The sequence below is a fragment of the Nostoc sp. genome, assembly GCF_036917395.1.
Lineage (GTDB): Bacteria > Cyanobacteriota > Cyanobacteriia > Cyanobacteriales > Nostocaceae > Nostoc.
On sequence record NZ_JBALDI010000054.1, the window covers coordinates 51107 to 66499 of the forward strand.

General features: G+C 43.1%; 14 protein-coding genes and 1 pseudogene. 2 read left to right on the top strand and 13 right to left on the bottom strand.

The annotated features are described in order from the left end of the window. Positions 1-204: 204 nt before the first annotated feature. From V7K46_RS18975 to V7K46_RS18990, 4 genes are all read right to left on the bottom strand, one after another. Positions 205-969, bottom strand: coding sequence for an ABC transporter ATP-binding protein (locus V7K46_RS18975; RefSeq protein ID WP_335115757.1), 765 nt, complete (start codon positions 967-969; stop codon positions 205-207). 808 nt (positions 970-1777) lie between these two features. Further along, a complete protein-coding gene (trpE, locus tag V7K46_RS18980; RefSeq protein WP_335115759.1) occupies positions 1778-3307 on the bottom strand; it encodes an anthranilate synthase component I in 1530 nt (509 codons plus the stop codon). A gap of 99 nt (positions 3308-3406) precedes the next feature. Next, on the bottom strand, positions 3407-3832 hold the full coding sequence (locus V7K46_RS18985; RefSeq protein WP_335115761.1) for a photosystem I reaction center subunit II PsaD: 426 nt from the start codon (positions 3830-3832) through the stop codon (positions 3407-3409). Between the two features lie 136 nt (positions 3833-3968). Continuing rightward, positions 3969-5987: a DICT sensory domain-containing protein gene (locus V7K46_RS18990; RefSeq protein ID WP_335115763.1), complete on the bottom strand. Its 2019-nt coding sequence runs from the start codon at positions 5985-5987 to the stop codon at positions 3969-3971. Between the two features lie 971 nt (positions 5988-6958). On the opposite strand from V7K46_RS18990, the gene V7K46_RS18995 reads away from it, so the two are divergent. Then, entirely contained in the window at positions 6959-9250 is a 2292-nt protein-coding gene (locus tag V7K46_RS18995; RefSeq protein WP_335115765.1) for an amylo-alpha-1,6-glucosidase, read from the top strand. Positions 9251-9389: 139 nt separating this feature from the next. Here V7K46_RS18995 and V7K46_RS19000 read toward each other — a convergent pair whose 3' ends face one another. From V7K46_RS19000 to V7K46_RS19030, 7 genes and pseudogenes are all read right to left on the bottom strand, one after another. Further along, entirely contained in the window at positions 9390-10070 is a 681-nt protein-coding gene (locus tag V7K46_RS19000) for a hypothetical protein (protein ID WP_335115767.1), read from the bottom strand. A 131-nt stretch (positions 10071-10201) separates the two neighbouring features. Continuing rightward, positions 10202-10291, bottom strand: a pseudogene (locus V7K46_RS19005) (RusA family crossover junction endodeoxyribonuclease); the annotation flags it as partial. Positions 10292-10318: 27 nt separating this feature from the next. Continuing rightward, on the bottom strand, positions 10319-10483 hold the full coding sequence (locus V7K46_RS19010) for a hypothetical protein (RefSeq protein WP_335115769.1): 165 nt from the start codon (positions 10481-10483) through the stop codon (positions 10319-10321). A 98-nt stretch (positions 10484-10581) separates the two neighbouring features. After that, entirely contained in the window at positions 10582-10878 is a 297-nt protein-coding gene (locus tag V7K46_RS19015) for a hypothetical protein (protein ID WP_335115771.1), read from the bottom strand. Further along, positions 10868-11164 (bottom strand): BrnT family toxin, encoded by a 297-nt coding sequence (locus V7K46_RS19020; RefSeq protein WP_335115773.1) that lies wholly within the window; start codon positions 11162-11164, stop codon positions 10868-10870. Before V7K46_RS19020 ends, V7K46_RS19015 begins: the two co-directional genes overlap by 11 nt. A 393-nt stretch (positions 11165-11557) precedes the next feature. Beyond that, positions 11558-11887 (bottom strand): DUF2973 domain-containing protein, encoded by a 330-nt coding sequence (locus V7K46_RS19025; protein ID WP_298914881.1) that lies wholly within the window; start codon positions 11885-11887, stop codon positions 11558-11560. A gap of 306 nt (positions 11888-12193) precedes the next feature. Beyond that, a complete protein-coding gene (locus V7K46_RS19030) occupies positions 12194-12511 on the bottom strand; it encodes a DUF2605 domain-containing protein (protein WP_273763075.1) in 318 nt (105 codons plus the stop codon). A gap of 414 nt (positions 12512-12925) precedes the next feature. Between V7K46_RS19030 and thrS the strand changes: the two genes are divergently transcribed. Next, positions 12926-14776: a threonine--tRNA ligase gene (gene thrS, locus V7K46_RS19035; protein ID WP_335115779.1), complete on the top strand. Its 1851-nt coding sequence runs from the start codon at positions 12926-12928 to the stop codon at positions 14774-14776. A 136-nt stretch (positions 14777-14912) separates the two neighbouring features. Here thrS and V7K46_RS19040 read toward each other — a convergent pair whose 3' ends face one another. Together V7K46_RS19040 and V7K46_RS19045 are read right to left on the bottom strand one after the other, a co-directional pair. Next, positions 14913-15083, bottom strand: coding sequence for a hypothetical protein (locus V7K46_RS19040; protein ID WP_335115775.1), 171 nt, complete (start codon positions 15081-15083; stop codon positions 14913-14915). Positions 15084-15094: 11 nt separating this feature from the next. Further along, positions 15095-15393: hypothetical protein (locus V7K46_RS19045; RefSeq protein WP_335115777.1), on the bottom strand; the 299-nt coding region annotated here is incomplete at its 5' end.

The window sequence follows — 15393 nt, forward strand, 5'->3', positions numbered from 1 at the left end:
CCCCGACTTATTAAAGAAGTCGGGAATCTGGGGTTTTAAATTCTTAAAAATCAAATAGGCTTGCTATTTAGCTATCTGTTAATGATGTGTTCACCAACCATTTACCGATTATCTGCTCCATACAAGTTTCTCTTTCGGTAAAGCCAAGTTTTTTGTAAAATTGGATAGAATCATCTGTAAACAAGCAGTCAACAAATTAAGAATTTATGACACAGCAAGCTGATTCAAGTCAGAAGGTGTGAGATTGGAGTGTACCACTTGACCATCACGGAACCAAACGATGCGCTGGGTTTGACGAGCAACTTCTGGTTCATGAGTTACCATCACAACGGTGATTCCACTGACATTGAGTTCGCGAAAGATATCCAATACTTCTTCGGTTGTGCGCGTATCAAGAGCGCCAGTGGGTTCATCGGCTAAGAGTACCACAGGACGATTGACAATGGCCCGAGCGATCGCTACTCGTTGTTGTTGTCCACCAGATAGCTGAGTTGGTTTGTTATTGAGGCGATTTGCTAAACCGACTCTTGTCAGTGCAACTGTTGCGCGATCGCTTCTTTCTTTTGGGTTGATATTAGCATACACCATCGGCAACATCACATTTTCTAATGCTGTTAGTTGGGGCAATAGGTGGAATTGTTGGAACACAAACCCCAGTTTTTTATTACGGATGTGTGCCAATGAGTGATCGTCCATTTGAGCTACATCGAGGTTATCTAAGTAATAATGTCCGCCTGTGGGACGGTCTAAACAACCGATAATATTCATGGCTGTAGATTTACCAGAACCTGAAGGCCCCATGATTGCACAATATTCGCCCTGTTCCACAATTAGGTTGACATCATTCAGCGCTCGTACTTCTGTTTCGCCACTACCATAAATCTTGAAAATGTTTTCTAGTCGAATGATTGCTGGTTTCGGTACAGGATTAGGAACCAGGGAATCGGTAATTGAAATAGTGTTTGTCATAAGGAAATAGGTAATCTTAAACTGGGAAGAGAGTAGCTTACCAGTTGTCACTATAGTAACCACTGTCGCTCTGAATATAAACGCTTACCATTTTCTGACGACTACCCTACCAGAGAAATTGATCATGAAAGTTGCTGGAGAGAATCAGGTATTGACGACGATGCAGATACTTTTCTCTCATCTCGCACGCACGGTTTCGGATGGGACGGGGAGGTTAGCAATAACTTCTCTCAATTCTACCAATCCCCCCAATTTAATTAGGGGAGTATGTCAAAATACTTTATAGTCTAAATCCTAAGAAGGGATCTTAAACAAAGAATATCTGCATAGATAAGAGTTAGGCCGCTCATGCTTGAGGGGATGACCGAAAGACAAAGAGGATAAATCAGTGTCCGAGTTTGTAGACAAAGTAGCCATAGTCACGCAGTTTCCACCTGATGGACGGCGGCTACACGGCGCAGTAGCGATCGCAGATTCTTTATTGTTGGGCTGAGTCTGCAAAACCAGAAGTAGCACAAATTGTTTCCAAACATCTTGCACTTCAAAGTAAAACCTATGTAATTCAAAATAGAAGAATATTGTTATATCAACTTTTAAAGTCTAGTCTGGATTCTCATACAGCAAATAGAACTATTACTGTACTTATATCAAGTCTGGTTTTACAATTAACCAACAAAAACCAGTGTGCAATTAATTATAGGCGAAAGTAAAAGGGACTGGAGATTGCGTAAAGAACGGAAAAATTATCTAATTTGCTTTGACCCCAAACATATTTTGGAACAAATTTCCCAGTCCCAAGTCCCCAAGTTCAACGCAAACAACGAATCGCCTCTAATAGACCTCTAGCTTTATTCAGCGTCTCTTCGTATTCTTTCTCTGGCTCAGAATCAGCCACCAAACCTGCACCGGCTTGTACACTCACCGTATTATCATGCACTACCATTGTGCGAATTGCGATCGCAGTATTTAATTGTCCTTCAAAATCGTAATATCCATACACACCGGAATAAACACCCCGACGGCTAGACTCTAACTCGTGGATAATTTCCATCGCCCTAATCTTGGGTGCGCCGCTTACCGTACCTGCTGGGAAGGAAGCTTTTAGTAAATCCCATGCTGTTTTATCAAGTCCTAATTTACCCACAACATTGCTAACAATGTGCATCACATGGGAGTAGCGCTCAACTACCATTAATTCGTCAACTTTGACGCTACCACTTTCACAAACACGCCCCAAATCATTCCGCCCTAAATCAACAAGCATTACATGTTCGGCAATTTCTTTAGGATCTTCTAGTAAATCCTTAGCGAAGGCTGCATCTTCATTGATGGTTTTACCCCGTGGACGCGTCCCTGCAATCGGACGTACCGTTGCTATCACTCCACCATGTGGATCAGTTTCAGCTTTCACCATCACTTCGGGACTGGAACCGATGATTTGCCAATCTTGGAAGTTAAAGTAAGCCATGTAAGGCGAAGGATTTATCTGACGTAGGGAGCGGTAAAGGGCAAAGGGGTCGCCTGTGTATGGTGTTGATAGTCGCTGGGAAATTACTACTTGGAAGATATCGCCTGCTTTAATATGTTCTTTTGCTTTTTGGACACTAGCACAAAAATCTGGGCGGGTGAAGTTGCTGGTGTATTCCTCTGCTCCCCTGCTCCCCTGCTCCTCTACTCCCCTGCTTCCAGGCGGTTTCCATTCCAATCTGGTTTTTTGCGGCGATAAGGGTAAAGATAGCTTTTCGAGCATTTGGGTGACGCGATCGCCAGCTTGTTGATATGCTGCTTTTAAATCTACTTTGGGGTCACGTAAATCAGCATAAGCAAGCGCCCAAATTTTCCGCTTTACCTGGTCAAAAATCAATAGGTGGTCTACCTGCATCCACAACCCATCAGGGATATTTCGCTCATCTGGTGGATAAATTGGCACGCGCGGCTCAATCCAGCGAATTAATTCATAGCCCCAAAACCCAAATAACCCGCCAATTCCTGGCGGTAGCTGTGGTAACTTAACTGGGTTATAAGGTGCTAAACATTCGGCTAAAGCTGTAAAAGGGTCGCCTGCAAAAACGACCTGCGAACCATCGCGGTTTGTCTGTGTCGTGCGATCGCCCCTTGCTTCCAAAACCCAAACCGGATCACAGCCCACTAAACTATAGCGTCCTAGTTTTTCTCCACCTTCTATCGATTCCAACAAAAAGCTATAGGGCTGACCTGCACATACTTTATACCAAGCAGATACGGGCGTATCTAGGTCTGCTACCCATTCTTGATATACCGGGACAAAGTTGCCTTGTTGCGCTAGGGTGCAAAACTGGGAGAAATCCGGAAACATCATTATTTTTTAAAGGTAATTGGTAATTGGTAATGGGTAATGGGTAATTATTTTTCTTACCAATTACCCATTACTAATTACCCATTAGCTACTAACAGCTAGTTACGGAGCGTCGTAGGTATAAACACCGCTGAACTTAACTTTAGCTGGACTGGGGTTTTGTCCGATACGGCGGTCTACATAACGCACTTTGTCACGACCTGGGTTAACCTTTTCGGGGAAGACACCATCAGCTGGGTGAAGTAAAGTGGTTTCTCCGTTGGGTAAAATCCGGTAAACTTTATAATCTGTAATTTTGAGTTTCCGGAGTTGTTGACCGCCCAAAAAGATGCCATATTCTTTACGAGCTATATACAGCAGGTTTTCACCTTTCCGCATAATAGCAGCACCACCTGTAGGCAATTCAAAAACTTGCTCTTTCGGGCTAGTCCAAGTGATAGCGTACTTTTCTTCCACTGCTGCTTTACTGAGCAAGCCACCGGTGCTGCCACCGAATAGTGGGGTTTGTCCAGAGAGTGTTTCTGCCATAAAGTATTCTCTCAACGTTTTTAGGGAATCCTAACACCGCAACCAGGATCATATTGCGATCGCGTCATAGACTGTAACAGTTTTTAGTCTTTTAGTCATTTGTCATTAGTCAAAAACCAATGCCCAATGCCCAATATTATTTACTCTTGACTTTTGTCCGCTTTTCCTCATGGCTACTCTGAACAATCGGTATGGTGAAGTGAAACTGACTACCCTGGTCTTTGCCAGTTGACTCTGCCCAAATTTCCCCACCCCAGCCATTAACAATTTGACGGCAAATTGCTAAACCAAGTCCAGTTCCGCCAGTGGTGCGGCGTAGCGCTCCCTCTTCTTGATAGAAGCGGTCAAAAACTACTTTTAAACGATTCGGTTCAATGCCGCGTCCAGTGTCAGCTACAGTCACCTCGACCATTTGATGGCTGTTCTGAACTGCTTTAATAGTGATTTCTCCTTGGGGTGGTGTAAATTTACAAGCATTGTCTATGAGTTTTGCCAGTACCTCTACCAGCCAATCACCATCAGCTCTAACCAAAGGTAAGTTTTGGGCAATTTGAGTTTTGATTTTGGGCGGCTTTTCCGTTGAGGAACGCGTGCGATTGCGGCTAAGTGATAAATCCACACACTCTTGTAAACTGAGGGATTCTGGATGCCATTCCACGCGACCGCTTTCTAAGTTGGAAAGTGTCAGGAAATCTTGTACCAGTTTTCGCATCCGCTCTGAGTCAGAAAGAGCAGTGTTGAGCATGACCTGCTGCAACTCCAAGGGCATATCCGGCTCACTAGCGAGACTTTCCAGGCACACTTGAATTGTGGATAGGGGGGTACGCAGTTCGTGCCCGGTAATGGCTATGAGATTGCTGCGGGTGCGGTCTAGGGCTTCTAGCTGCTGGTTAAGTTCTTCTAGGTTGGCGTAAGCTTCCGCTTGGATGAGAGCTGCTCCCACTTGGGTAGCGATCGCTTTTACCAAATCCAATTCCCCAGGTTGGCACTCGTGCGGTGGCATTCGGCAGTAGTGCAACTCCACGATGCCCAATAATCGCCCTTGATAAAATACTGGTTCCATCAGCCAAGAACGAATGGCAAACTTTTTGGCAATCAAGGAAAGTCCCGGCGAATCGGTAACGCGAGGGTCAATCAGCGTATCGCTTACACAAACACCTTCGCCTTGTTCCACTATGTCCTGAAAGAGAGAATTTTTCTCTAACTCCCAGGTTTGCCCACGAACAGATAAAATACCAGGAGTCAAAAACTCGTGTTCCATTATGGCTTGGCTATCTGTGGCTTGAGCGCGGTAAATTAGACAGCGACAAGCTTCTAAGTGTTGTCCTAATTCTTGTGCCGCCACCTGGAGAACTTCGTGAGGATCGAGCGATCGCCGAATGGCAGTGCTAATCGTATTGACTAATCGTTCTTTACGTGCTTGGGCAGCAATTGAACGGTAGGCTTTGTGCAATTTGTACTGGCTAGCTTGCAAATAAGTTAGTAAGCGCTGCACAAAGGGATCAGTATCGATGTCACAAGCATATTCGTTGATCTGTTCTGCTCCAGAGTAGCTTCGCGGCTCTTTGATGCCAAACCTTTGGCATCCCTCCTCAATTTTGCTTGCTAATTCTGGTCTGTAAACCAAAATCCTGTCTAAGAGCAATTCGGCTGCTTTGAGGCTAACTCCCCTTTCTGATGTCCAAATTCCCTCAAATCTTCGCGCTGCGTCTATATCCAGATTCGGGCTTAGTTCCGGTAGTTGCCTATTTTTGGCAATAGAACCAAGGCTTTCCCGGCAAACCAGACAAGTCGCGTAATTGTCGGCAATCACTATCAAATGCCACTCTTGACTTAAGCCATCATTTGGCTCAAAAGCTACCCTTTCGTAGTGTTCTGAACTATTGATAAAATTGGTAAAATCAGTTTCTGGAGCAGATAATACGTATACTTGATTACTTCGTAAAGCTAGTCGCTGGTAGCGATGAGCTTCTTGGCGGTAGAATCGCTCTCGCTGGAAACTAGCAATTACAAGGGGTTGGGCTAAAGTCCCAGCCAAAACTTGATCTTCCATCGCATGGGAGAGCGCCGTTAGTGAAGCCTTGAAATATAGCTGGGACCGCAAGTAGGGTAGGGACTTTAGCAGATCACTCAGCACAGAAGTTGAAATGCTCATGAATTATCGTTTAACGCCCAATCTCAACAAGATCCACGTCACAGCTGCATTGTACAAATTACAAGGGGCTTTCAAGTTAAATAGACTAGTTGCAATATGTAAAGAACGCTAAAAAGCACTTTTCACCAACGTAAACGCAACACTTTGTTACTAAATAGCAGGAGCGCGTACAGTTTCATTTACAGAAAGTCGGCTTGTAGTCCATCTCTTCTAGGGGTGGAATCAACCGCTCGACTTGGAGCATGGTTTTTTCCAATGTCCAATCATCCAATGACCTTGAAATCCCACGCCTTCAGGCAGTAGGATCAGGTTAAAAAGATGTTTCAAATCATCGGCTACTACGCCCAATATACATTCTCGACTAGCTTTGCATATGCTTATACAGGTAAAATCTTTCAGCACTAAGTACCAAATAATTAATTACTACTAACCACTGATCATTGATTGATGGTCCATGCGACTTTACCTACATTGTATTTATGCTCACTAAAGAAATTTTCTTACCCAAAAATCATTACTGCTACATTCACATAATTTAATCCATAATTATTGATTAAATCTAATCAATTAATTATTTATCATAAATTTGTCTAATCAAATACCAAAGAGATTTAAGACAAAACCGTATAATAGTAGGGAACGAATGCTCTCTACATCCAACAAAAGCTGTAATTTTCGCCTTTTTCCTGAGTATACTAGATGTTTTGTGTCTTGAGAAAGTTGAATGACTAATGAATTATTTCAAAATCCTCAGTTTTCATTCTTGACTTTAGACTTATAAAATAGAAATTTCTCAAGATTTACTTATATGGATTTGAGCGCTGCTATTTTGTCAACAGTATGTAAGGATTACTTTGGCTAGAATAGCTCAAACGAGTTTTAGAGAGCGGATTTTTTCGGAAGTTGTGAGTGTCAGCGACCTCTACTCGGAAGACCACAAAAATCTAGACCTGTACACGGAACTTTGACTAATGACACCGGATACGCTAATAACCCCGGAAAAAATTTTCCTGGATGGAAAAACTTTTATTCCTGCCGAACAATTACCAATCCCGGAGTGGCCTTGTGTTGTGAGTCAAAGGCCACAACCGACACTGACGGTAAAAGATGATGATTTATTTTTTGTAACAGATACGATCGGGAATATTTCTGGTTGTTCCCTCAACGATGGCAATCCCAGCATGGGACTGTTTTGTTGTGATACAAGATTTCTCAATCGCTTGGAGTTGCAAATTGAAGGGCGATCGCCTGTACTCCTCAGTAGTACTGCTGAGAAAGGGTTTTCACTCTCAGTTTTGTGTACCAACCCCAGAATCGACGAACGCCTGAAAGCCGACACTGTAGGAATTCGCCGGGAAATCGTGCTGAATGGGGCACTATTTGAAGAAATAGAGATATCTAACTACAGCACAACTACCGTCAGTTTTGAACTAAGCATCAGCTTTGATGCAGATTTTCTTGATTTATTTGAAGTCCGGGGCTATGACAGAGAAAAACGAGGTAGGCTTTTACGTCTAGCGGAACCGACGGCTGAAGAAGGAACATTTTCTCTCGTCGATGGCGTTTTGCCTATACCCAAAGAACCACCATCTTTTAGGGAAGAATCTTTAACACTCGCCTATCAAGGTCTGGATGGGTCGGTGATGGAATCCCGTATTCTATTTCAGCAGCGGCAACCAAACTATTTCAAGGGTTACACTGCGGTTTGGCAGCTAGAGTTGGCTTCTCACGAAACTCAAAAGCTGGGCTACCGAGTGAATATGTTGAAAAACAACCAGTCCAGTTCAACTGTAAGCGCAGCTTTCACCTTAGGACAGGCGAAAGCTGCCGAGTTTATGGAGAAGCAAAACTGGGTACAGCAAATTACACGCATTAGCTCAGATAAGAATACCTTCAATCGAGTGATTGAGCGGGCTGAACAAGATATGTATTTGTTGCGCCAGTCTTTTGGTAAGCATAAGACTGTTTCTGCTGGAGTGCCGTGGTTTTCTACACTATTTGGACGAGATTCGCTGATTACAGCTTCCCAAGCCCTGATGTTAAACTCGCAAATCGCCAAGGAAACCCTGATACTACTGGCGACATACCAAGGTCAAATCGACGACGAATGGCGCGAAGAAGAAGCGGGTAAGATTTTGCACGAGTTACGTTTGGGAGAAATGGCTCGTTGTCAAGAAATTCCCCATACACCTTACTACGGTACAGTTGATGCCACTCCGCTATGGCTGATGCTGTATGCCGAACATTATGCTTGGACTCATGATCAAGAACTCTTAGAGCAACTTTGGCCGAATGCTCTAGCAGCAATGGAGTGGATCGATCGCAATACCAAACAAACCAGCTACCTCAGTTACTTCCGTAAATCCAAACGCGGTCTTGTTAACCAAGGTTGGAAAGATTCTGGCGACTGTATTGTAGACTACAAGGGAGAATTAGCCAATGGCCCAATTGCCCTTTGTGAGGTGCAAGCTTATGTCTATGCTGCAAAAATTCGCCTAGCGGAAATAGCTAGGATGAAGAAGCGGCTTGATTTGGCAGATCGTTGGCTAGAAGAGGCTAGAAGTCTTAAGGTTCGTTTTAATCAAGATTTTTGGGTGGAAGACCAAGATTTCTGCGCTTTAGCTTTGGATGGAGATGGCAAGCCAGTAGACAGTATTACCTCAAATCCTGGTCATTGTCTACATTTGGGCCTCTTCACACCCGAAAAAGCCTATAGTGTAGCAGAACGCTTGCGGGCACCAGATATGTTTAATGGTTGGGGCATTCGTACCCTGAGTAGTTTGTCACCCGCTTACAATCCAATGGGCTATCATATTGGTTCAGTTTGGCCCCATGATAACGCTCTGATTGCAATGGGATTGCGATCGCTTGGTCTGATTGATCAAGCCCTAGAACTTTTCCAAGGTTTATTCGACATGACTAGTCGGCAGCCTTACCAACGTCCTCCAGAACTTTTCTGCGGCTACGAACGGAACGGTGATAATGCCCCTGTGCAGTATCCAGTTGCCTGTACTCCCCAAGCTTGGGCTACTGGTAGTATCTTCCAACTGCTGCAAATGATGGTCAATTTGGTGCCTGACGCTCAAAATAACTGCTTGCGAATAATTGACCCCGCTTTACCAGAATCGATTAATCGCCTGTCCTTTCATAATTTGCGAGTCGGCCCCACCATCCTCGATTTAGAATTCGAGCGTTCTGGGACTACGACTGCTTGTCGCGTTGCAAGAAAACGGGGCAATCTTCGGGTAGTTATTGAAGCTTAGAAAGAGTAGGGAGTGGGTAATTCACCACTCCCGATTTTATGCTTGGTGCGTAGGCGTAGCCCGTTGTAGACATCGCACTAAGCATCATCTGAAATTTAGCAGCATGTCTGTCCTACCATCCACTCCAACCAACGCAGTGTTAATCTGCTTCATCACCAGTGTGTAGAGTTCTTAATAGCTGCTCTGTAAGCTCGATCAATTCATATACAGAATTTTGCGTAAGTTCTGTAGTTTTGAAGCCATGAGCAATAGAATTACGTAATAGGAGTGCATTCATTAGTAACTGATACTCAGATTTTGAAATTATACCTTCAATTGCTAATTGCTTCACTAAGTACAGTGGATCAAATCTTTGTAAACTTAGCTCTTCCTTTTGGGCAATAAGTCTCAAAGTTGCTTCTACCAAAGACCAGGAATATAGGATAGCCGATTCTGGATGTTGCGTTGTAAGTTGCCTTGCTACTTGCAACTGTGATTCTATTTCATGTTCTTGAAGAGAACCCTCTGCTTTCAGAGAATACATTATATCCTCTGGGTTGGTCATTACTAATTCAAATCTCCACCCAGGATGTTTTTCTACCGCTTTAGCTAAATTACTTAAGTATTGATTAGAAGAAGAGTTAAGTGAGGAGCGTGACTTGACTTCAATAACTACATTTTCTTCTCCTCTACGTACTATCATGTCGGGGCGATAGCTATTAAGGAAGTCAGGCAAGTCTTCTAGATTTGGATGAAAAAAAACTTCGTAACCCTTTTCACGATACTCCTCTGCTAGTTTAAGTAATCGCTCTCTTTCTAAATTTGCGGTTGAAGTTGCCATCAAGTAAGTACCTCCTGATCAGGAGCATCAATTACGACAATATGTAAGAACTCATTGCGACGGGCAAAGCCTTCCGTCAATGTCGAGGTCATGTTTTCTACTTTAAAATTACCTGACAAATTCCTCTTTCTAACTAGGAGGTCGCTTACTTGCTTATCATCGACGTAGGCTAATCCTTTAATTGCATCTTGAATAGGCTTCACTATATTGTCTACATCCATTTCATCAGAATCATAGAAATAGGTTATCTAGAGCATAACCAACCCAGTAGCTGTTTTTTGTTCCGAAGACCAGTATTTTTCAGCCTCTTGTAGCACTGTCTTTTTCCAATCTTGAATGGGATTGCCCTTACCGCGCTTACGAGCTTGTTGTGATACTGGTGGTCCATCTACTATGAACTCAAATCTGGTCAATGCACTTGTAAATAATAGATCACAGGTTATTCTATGCTAGTAATCTCGAACACAAGCAGATAACTCCCGCTACTCATGACAGAGGAATATTGCCGTTACTAACTGTTGCTGTCTCGCCCAGTAGCTTCGCTGAGTGCTTCACGAATTATCTCATCACTTACACCATGCCGTTTCAAGCTCGCAATCAATGTCGAAACAGTATCACCCTCAAGTCGCTCAAGATCAGCTCTAAGTCCTTGTCCGATGTAAGCACGGACTAATGGCTGATAACCAGAAAACCCCAACAATGGTGCTACTCGCTTCAAATCCTCAATCACATCTTCGGGAATGCGAATTGTCACTGTCGTCATTGGACGATTTTGATCAAGTCGCTTTTTTAAGACTTCAGCTTTCATAATATTCACGTTCCTTGCGCGTTGCTTTCCGAGCCGAGATAATCCGAATCATGTCGTTTTCACGCTCAATGTAGACGACGTAGAGAAGATTCCATCGTCTGTCCAAGTCAATCACAGCATCCCGCTCTTCATCATTCCGGCTTGCATCAACCACCACTAGAAACGGATCGAAGAAAGCTTCTACGGCTTGCTGAAATGTTATGCCGTCATGATTGCTAGGATTAATCCAAGCTCTCTCCTCGTTCCAAATAAAGGTGATACCATTAAGCACGAAAAAAACATCCATACCTCATAGTCTAGGCAAGATGTATTTACGTTGTCAATACGCTTTGCTATAAAAACTTACAGTTACAATCCAGTACTTAATCGTCAAGTGGACAACACAATGTTAACTTACCAATCTACTGACGCGATCGCTTCCAATTCAAAGATGGTTATAAATTTCTGCTTAAAGTTGGGTTAAGGATGTAAAAACAACAATTATTTACACCCAAACTGCTAATTCCTAACTCTTAGAGGATGTTTGAAAAGTATTGTTATTAACATCAAAACCTCAGAAACTTAACCCCCGATTAAGCCTTCTCTACAAGCTAATGGGGGTTTAAAAGCCTTTTTTTCTATAGAGGAGAGGAATGGAAGCGGGGTTTTGAGTATACTTTATGACTTTTCAAACAACCTCTTACGCTTCCTCTGAATTTTCTCTCTTATGTCCTGGGGATGCTTCGTAAAGTGCATCGAGATGTTGACGCGCATCTTCAACGTTAATCGAACGCATTACCAAAAGTGGCTCTTTAATTAAGTTGCCGGCGCTATCTAATAACTCTGGATGGGGTACAAACTGTTTTTTTGATGAATAATAACCATAGTTGCCTTGATTATTCATTGCCGAGGAATTCGTCGGGTAAGTTCGATCCCGATCAAAACTGAACATGATCAGGTTACGAATTAAGTTGCCAACAGCTATAAATGCAAGGATTGTAAAAGCAAGAATGTAAAGCAGGTGTAACATTAGATTTTCCTCCAAGACAACAATTTTTAAAACTTTATTTTGTAACGCTTTACTTCGCCGATACTGTGACTCACAGTTAGGACAAGTATTTAACGCGCTCTTTTACGTGCGCTTACATTTATATGGAGCTATTTGTCAACCGTTATCCAACTTACGGTAACATAGGATACAATATTTTGATTAACAAAATAATGTTAATAAATTGTTAAGATTTTTGTACTATCTCTTTAACGACTGATCTAGCATTTTGTCGTTAGACATCGCTAAGTAGTCTGCCAAAATTTAGCAAATGCTCCCATCTGCTGCTTAGACTTCACGCCCTTGACGGAAGCGCATTGCCACATTCCAGCATTCTGTTACTAGTTGATGCCAAGGCATTATCGTTGCCATATCAATCCCGACTTGTTTATCAGTTGCAGTAAATAGCATCTTCGCCGTATTTAGTTCATCTTGCGCTTGCTTAACCCGCAAGAGCAAGTCAGATTGCTCTTGGTCACTCATAAATGATAGTTGCTCAGTTTCGAGTAAATGGCGCGATCGCGTAAACCAATGCTGAAAATCTTCTAGCAAAGGTTCTAAAACCGTTTTCAGCAACTCAGGCCCTGGTACATTTGAGTTTGACATAAATGAGAACTATTTTTCCAACTTGCTTACTAATATTAACGTTCTTTATGTTTCTTAACACTTTTATTATTTCTCTCATAATTCAAAATATGTGAAAAGATGTAACAAAGAACACATAATTCATTATATAGTCTTGATATCGGGTTTGTACACTTCCTTTGGAGAGGCATCTATAGGTATAGCTGACACCGAGTTGCAATTTATCAAATAATTTAGCGATGTCTACGACGGGCTACGCCTACGCCTGGAATTCTGAATTTGATACTCAGGGAAGCAATCAAAAATTTATCTTTATCCCCGATTAAAAATTAATTCAGTAGTTGGAACATAAAGCCGGACTGGCAAAAATCAAAGTCGTTATAGTTGAATAAGCCTACAGATTCAGATAAATCACCTTTTGTAATCACTTCGCCAATGGTTCAGCAGCCAATGTCGCTAAAATCATCGAATCAGTCAGAACCCTCAGAACAAGTTGAAAAAATTTATTTACCGCGTACCAGCGAATCGGAGAACTTAAAAAAGATTCGCCACACTGCTTCCCATGTAATGGCAATGGCAGTACAAAAGCTGTTTCCCAAGGCACAAGTTACAATCGGTCCTTGGATTGAAAACGGTTTTTACTATGACTTCGACAATCCAGAACCATTTAGCGAAAATGATCTCAAAGCCATCAAGAAAGAGATGGTGAAGATTATCAATCGCAAACTCCCAGTAATTCAAGAAGAAGTCAGCCGCGAAGAAGCCGAACGCCGGATTCAGGAAATTAAGGAACCTTACAAGCTAGAAATCCTGGGAGATATCAAAGAGGAACCAATCACGATTTACCACGTGGGGAATGAATGGTGGGATTTGTGCGCGGGGCCTCATCTGGAAAATACTAGTGAATTAAACCCGAAAGCAGTTGAACTAGAAAGCGTTGCTGGTGCTTATTGGCGTGGGGATGAAACTAAAGCCCAACTACAACGCATCTACGCCACCGCTTGGGAAAGTCCAGAACAACTCACTGAATATAAGCGACGCAAAGAAGAAGCGCTACGCCGAGATCACCGGAAACTGGGTAAGGAACTGGGATTATTTATATTTTCTGATCTAGTGGGGCCGGGTTTACCTTTGTGGACACCCAAAGGCACTCTGTTACGCAGTACTTTAGAAGACTTCCTCAAGCAAGAACAGGTAAAACGGGGTTATTTATCTGTAGTAACGCCTCACATTGCCAGAGTAGATTTATTTAAAACCTCTGGACATTGGCAGAAATATAAAGAAGATATGTTCCCCTTAATGGCAGATGATCAGGAAGCTGCTGCACAGGAACAGGGCTTCGTTATGAAGCCGATGAACTGCCCCTTCCACATCCAAATATATAAGAGTGAGTTACGCTCTTATCGGGAACTACCGATGCGACTGGCGGAATTTGGTACTGTTTACCGCTACGAACAATCAGGGGAATTAGGCGGTTTAACGCGGGTGCGCGGTTTTACAGTGGATGATTCTCACCTGTTTGTCACCCCAGAACAGCTAGATAGCGAATTCCTGAATGTGGTGGATTTGATTTTGTCGGTGTTCAATAGTCTGCAACTGAAGAACTTTAAAGCTAGACTCAGTTTCCGCGATCCTGCTAGTGATAAGTACATCGGTTCAGATGAAGTTTGGGACAAAGCCGAAGGTGCAATTCGCCGTGCAGTTGAAACCTTGGGGATGGAACACTTTGAAGGTATTGGAGAAGCGGCTTTTTATGGGCCAAAACTTGACTTTATCTTTAGTGATGCCCTAGATCGAGAGTGGCAATTAGGAACTGTGCAGGTTGATTACAATTTGCCAGAACGCTTTGAGTTGGAATACGTCGCCGAAGATGGTGTTCGCAAACGTCCAGTGATGATTCACCGTGCGCCTTTTGGTTCACTGGAACGGTTGATTGGGATTTTAATTGAAGAATATGCAGGTGATTTTCCTTTGTGGTTAGCGCCAGTGCAAGCTAGATTACTGCCAGTGGGTGATATACAGGTAGACTTTGCTAAAGATGTGGTAACGAAAATGAGAGCGTTGGGCATCCGTGCAGAAGTTGATACCAGTGGCGATCGCTTGGGTAAACAGATTCGCAATGCAGAGAAAGAAAAAATACCCGTGATGGCTGTGGTGGGAGCTAAGGAAGTGGAAACTAACACTTTGAGTATCCGTACCCGCGCTTCTGGGGAATTGGGAGTCATCCCTGTAGATGAGGTGGTGGATAAGATGAAGGATGCGATCGCTAAGTTCGAGAATTTCTAAAATCTAACCGCAGACGCACACTAATCACAATTGGTGTGCGTTTTGTTTAGTAGGGTACAGAGGCTAGCTGGTAGGTTTTGGCAAAGGTGCGATGTCTACGACAAGCTTCGCTTACGCAATGTATTTACAGCTATTTTCAGGTAAATAGACCACGCGGTAGGGGCATAGCAATGCTGTGCCCTTGCGACAGATGTGGTTCAAATACTTGAATTCTGCTGTAATATGACGTCAGTTCCACGAACCTCTCCCTGGCTTGAACTAATTTCAAGTCTGTGCCTTTGGAAGTCACAGAGGGACGGTTTTGCATAATAAAACCTCTTATATCATGTCCGCTTGATTACTTATTAAACCCCAAGAACCCCACCCCACCAAAGCGTAGCTGTCTCCCCAAGGCTCATTAATGGAGTTCAAAGACTCGTTAACGGAGTTCAAAGACTCATTCACGAGTATCAAAGACTCGTTGACGGAGTTCAGAGGTGGATTCATCCAGTTCAAAGACTCGTTAACGGAGTTCAGAGGTGGATTCACGAGTATCAAAGACTCGTTGACGGAGTTCAGAGGTGGATTCATCCAGTTCAAAGACTCGTTAACGGAGTTCAGAGGTGGATTCACGAGTA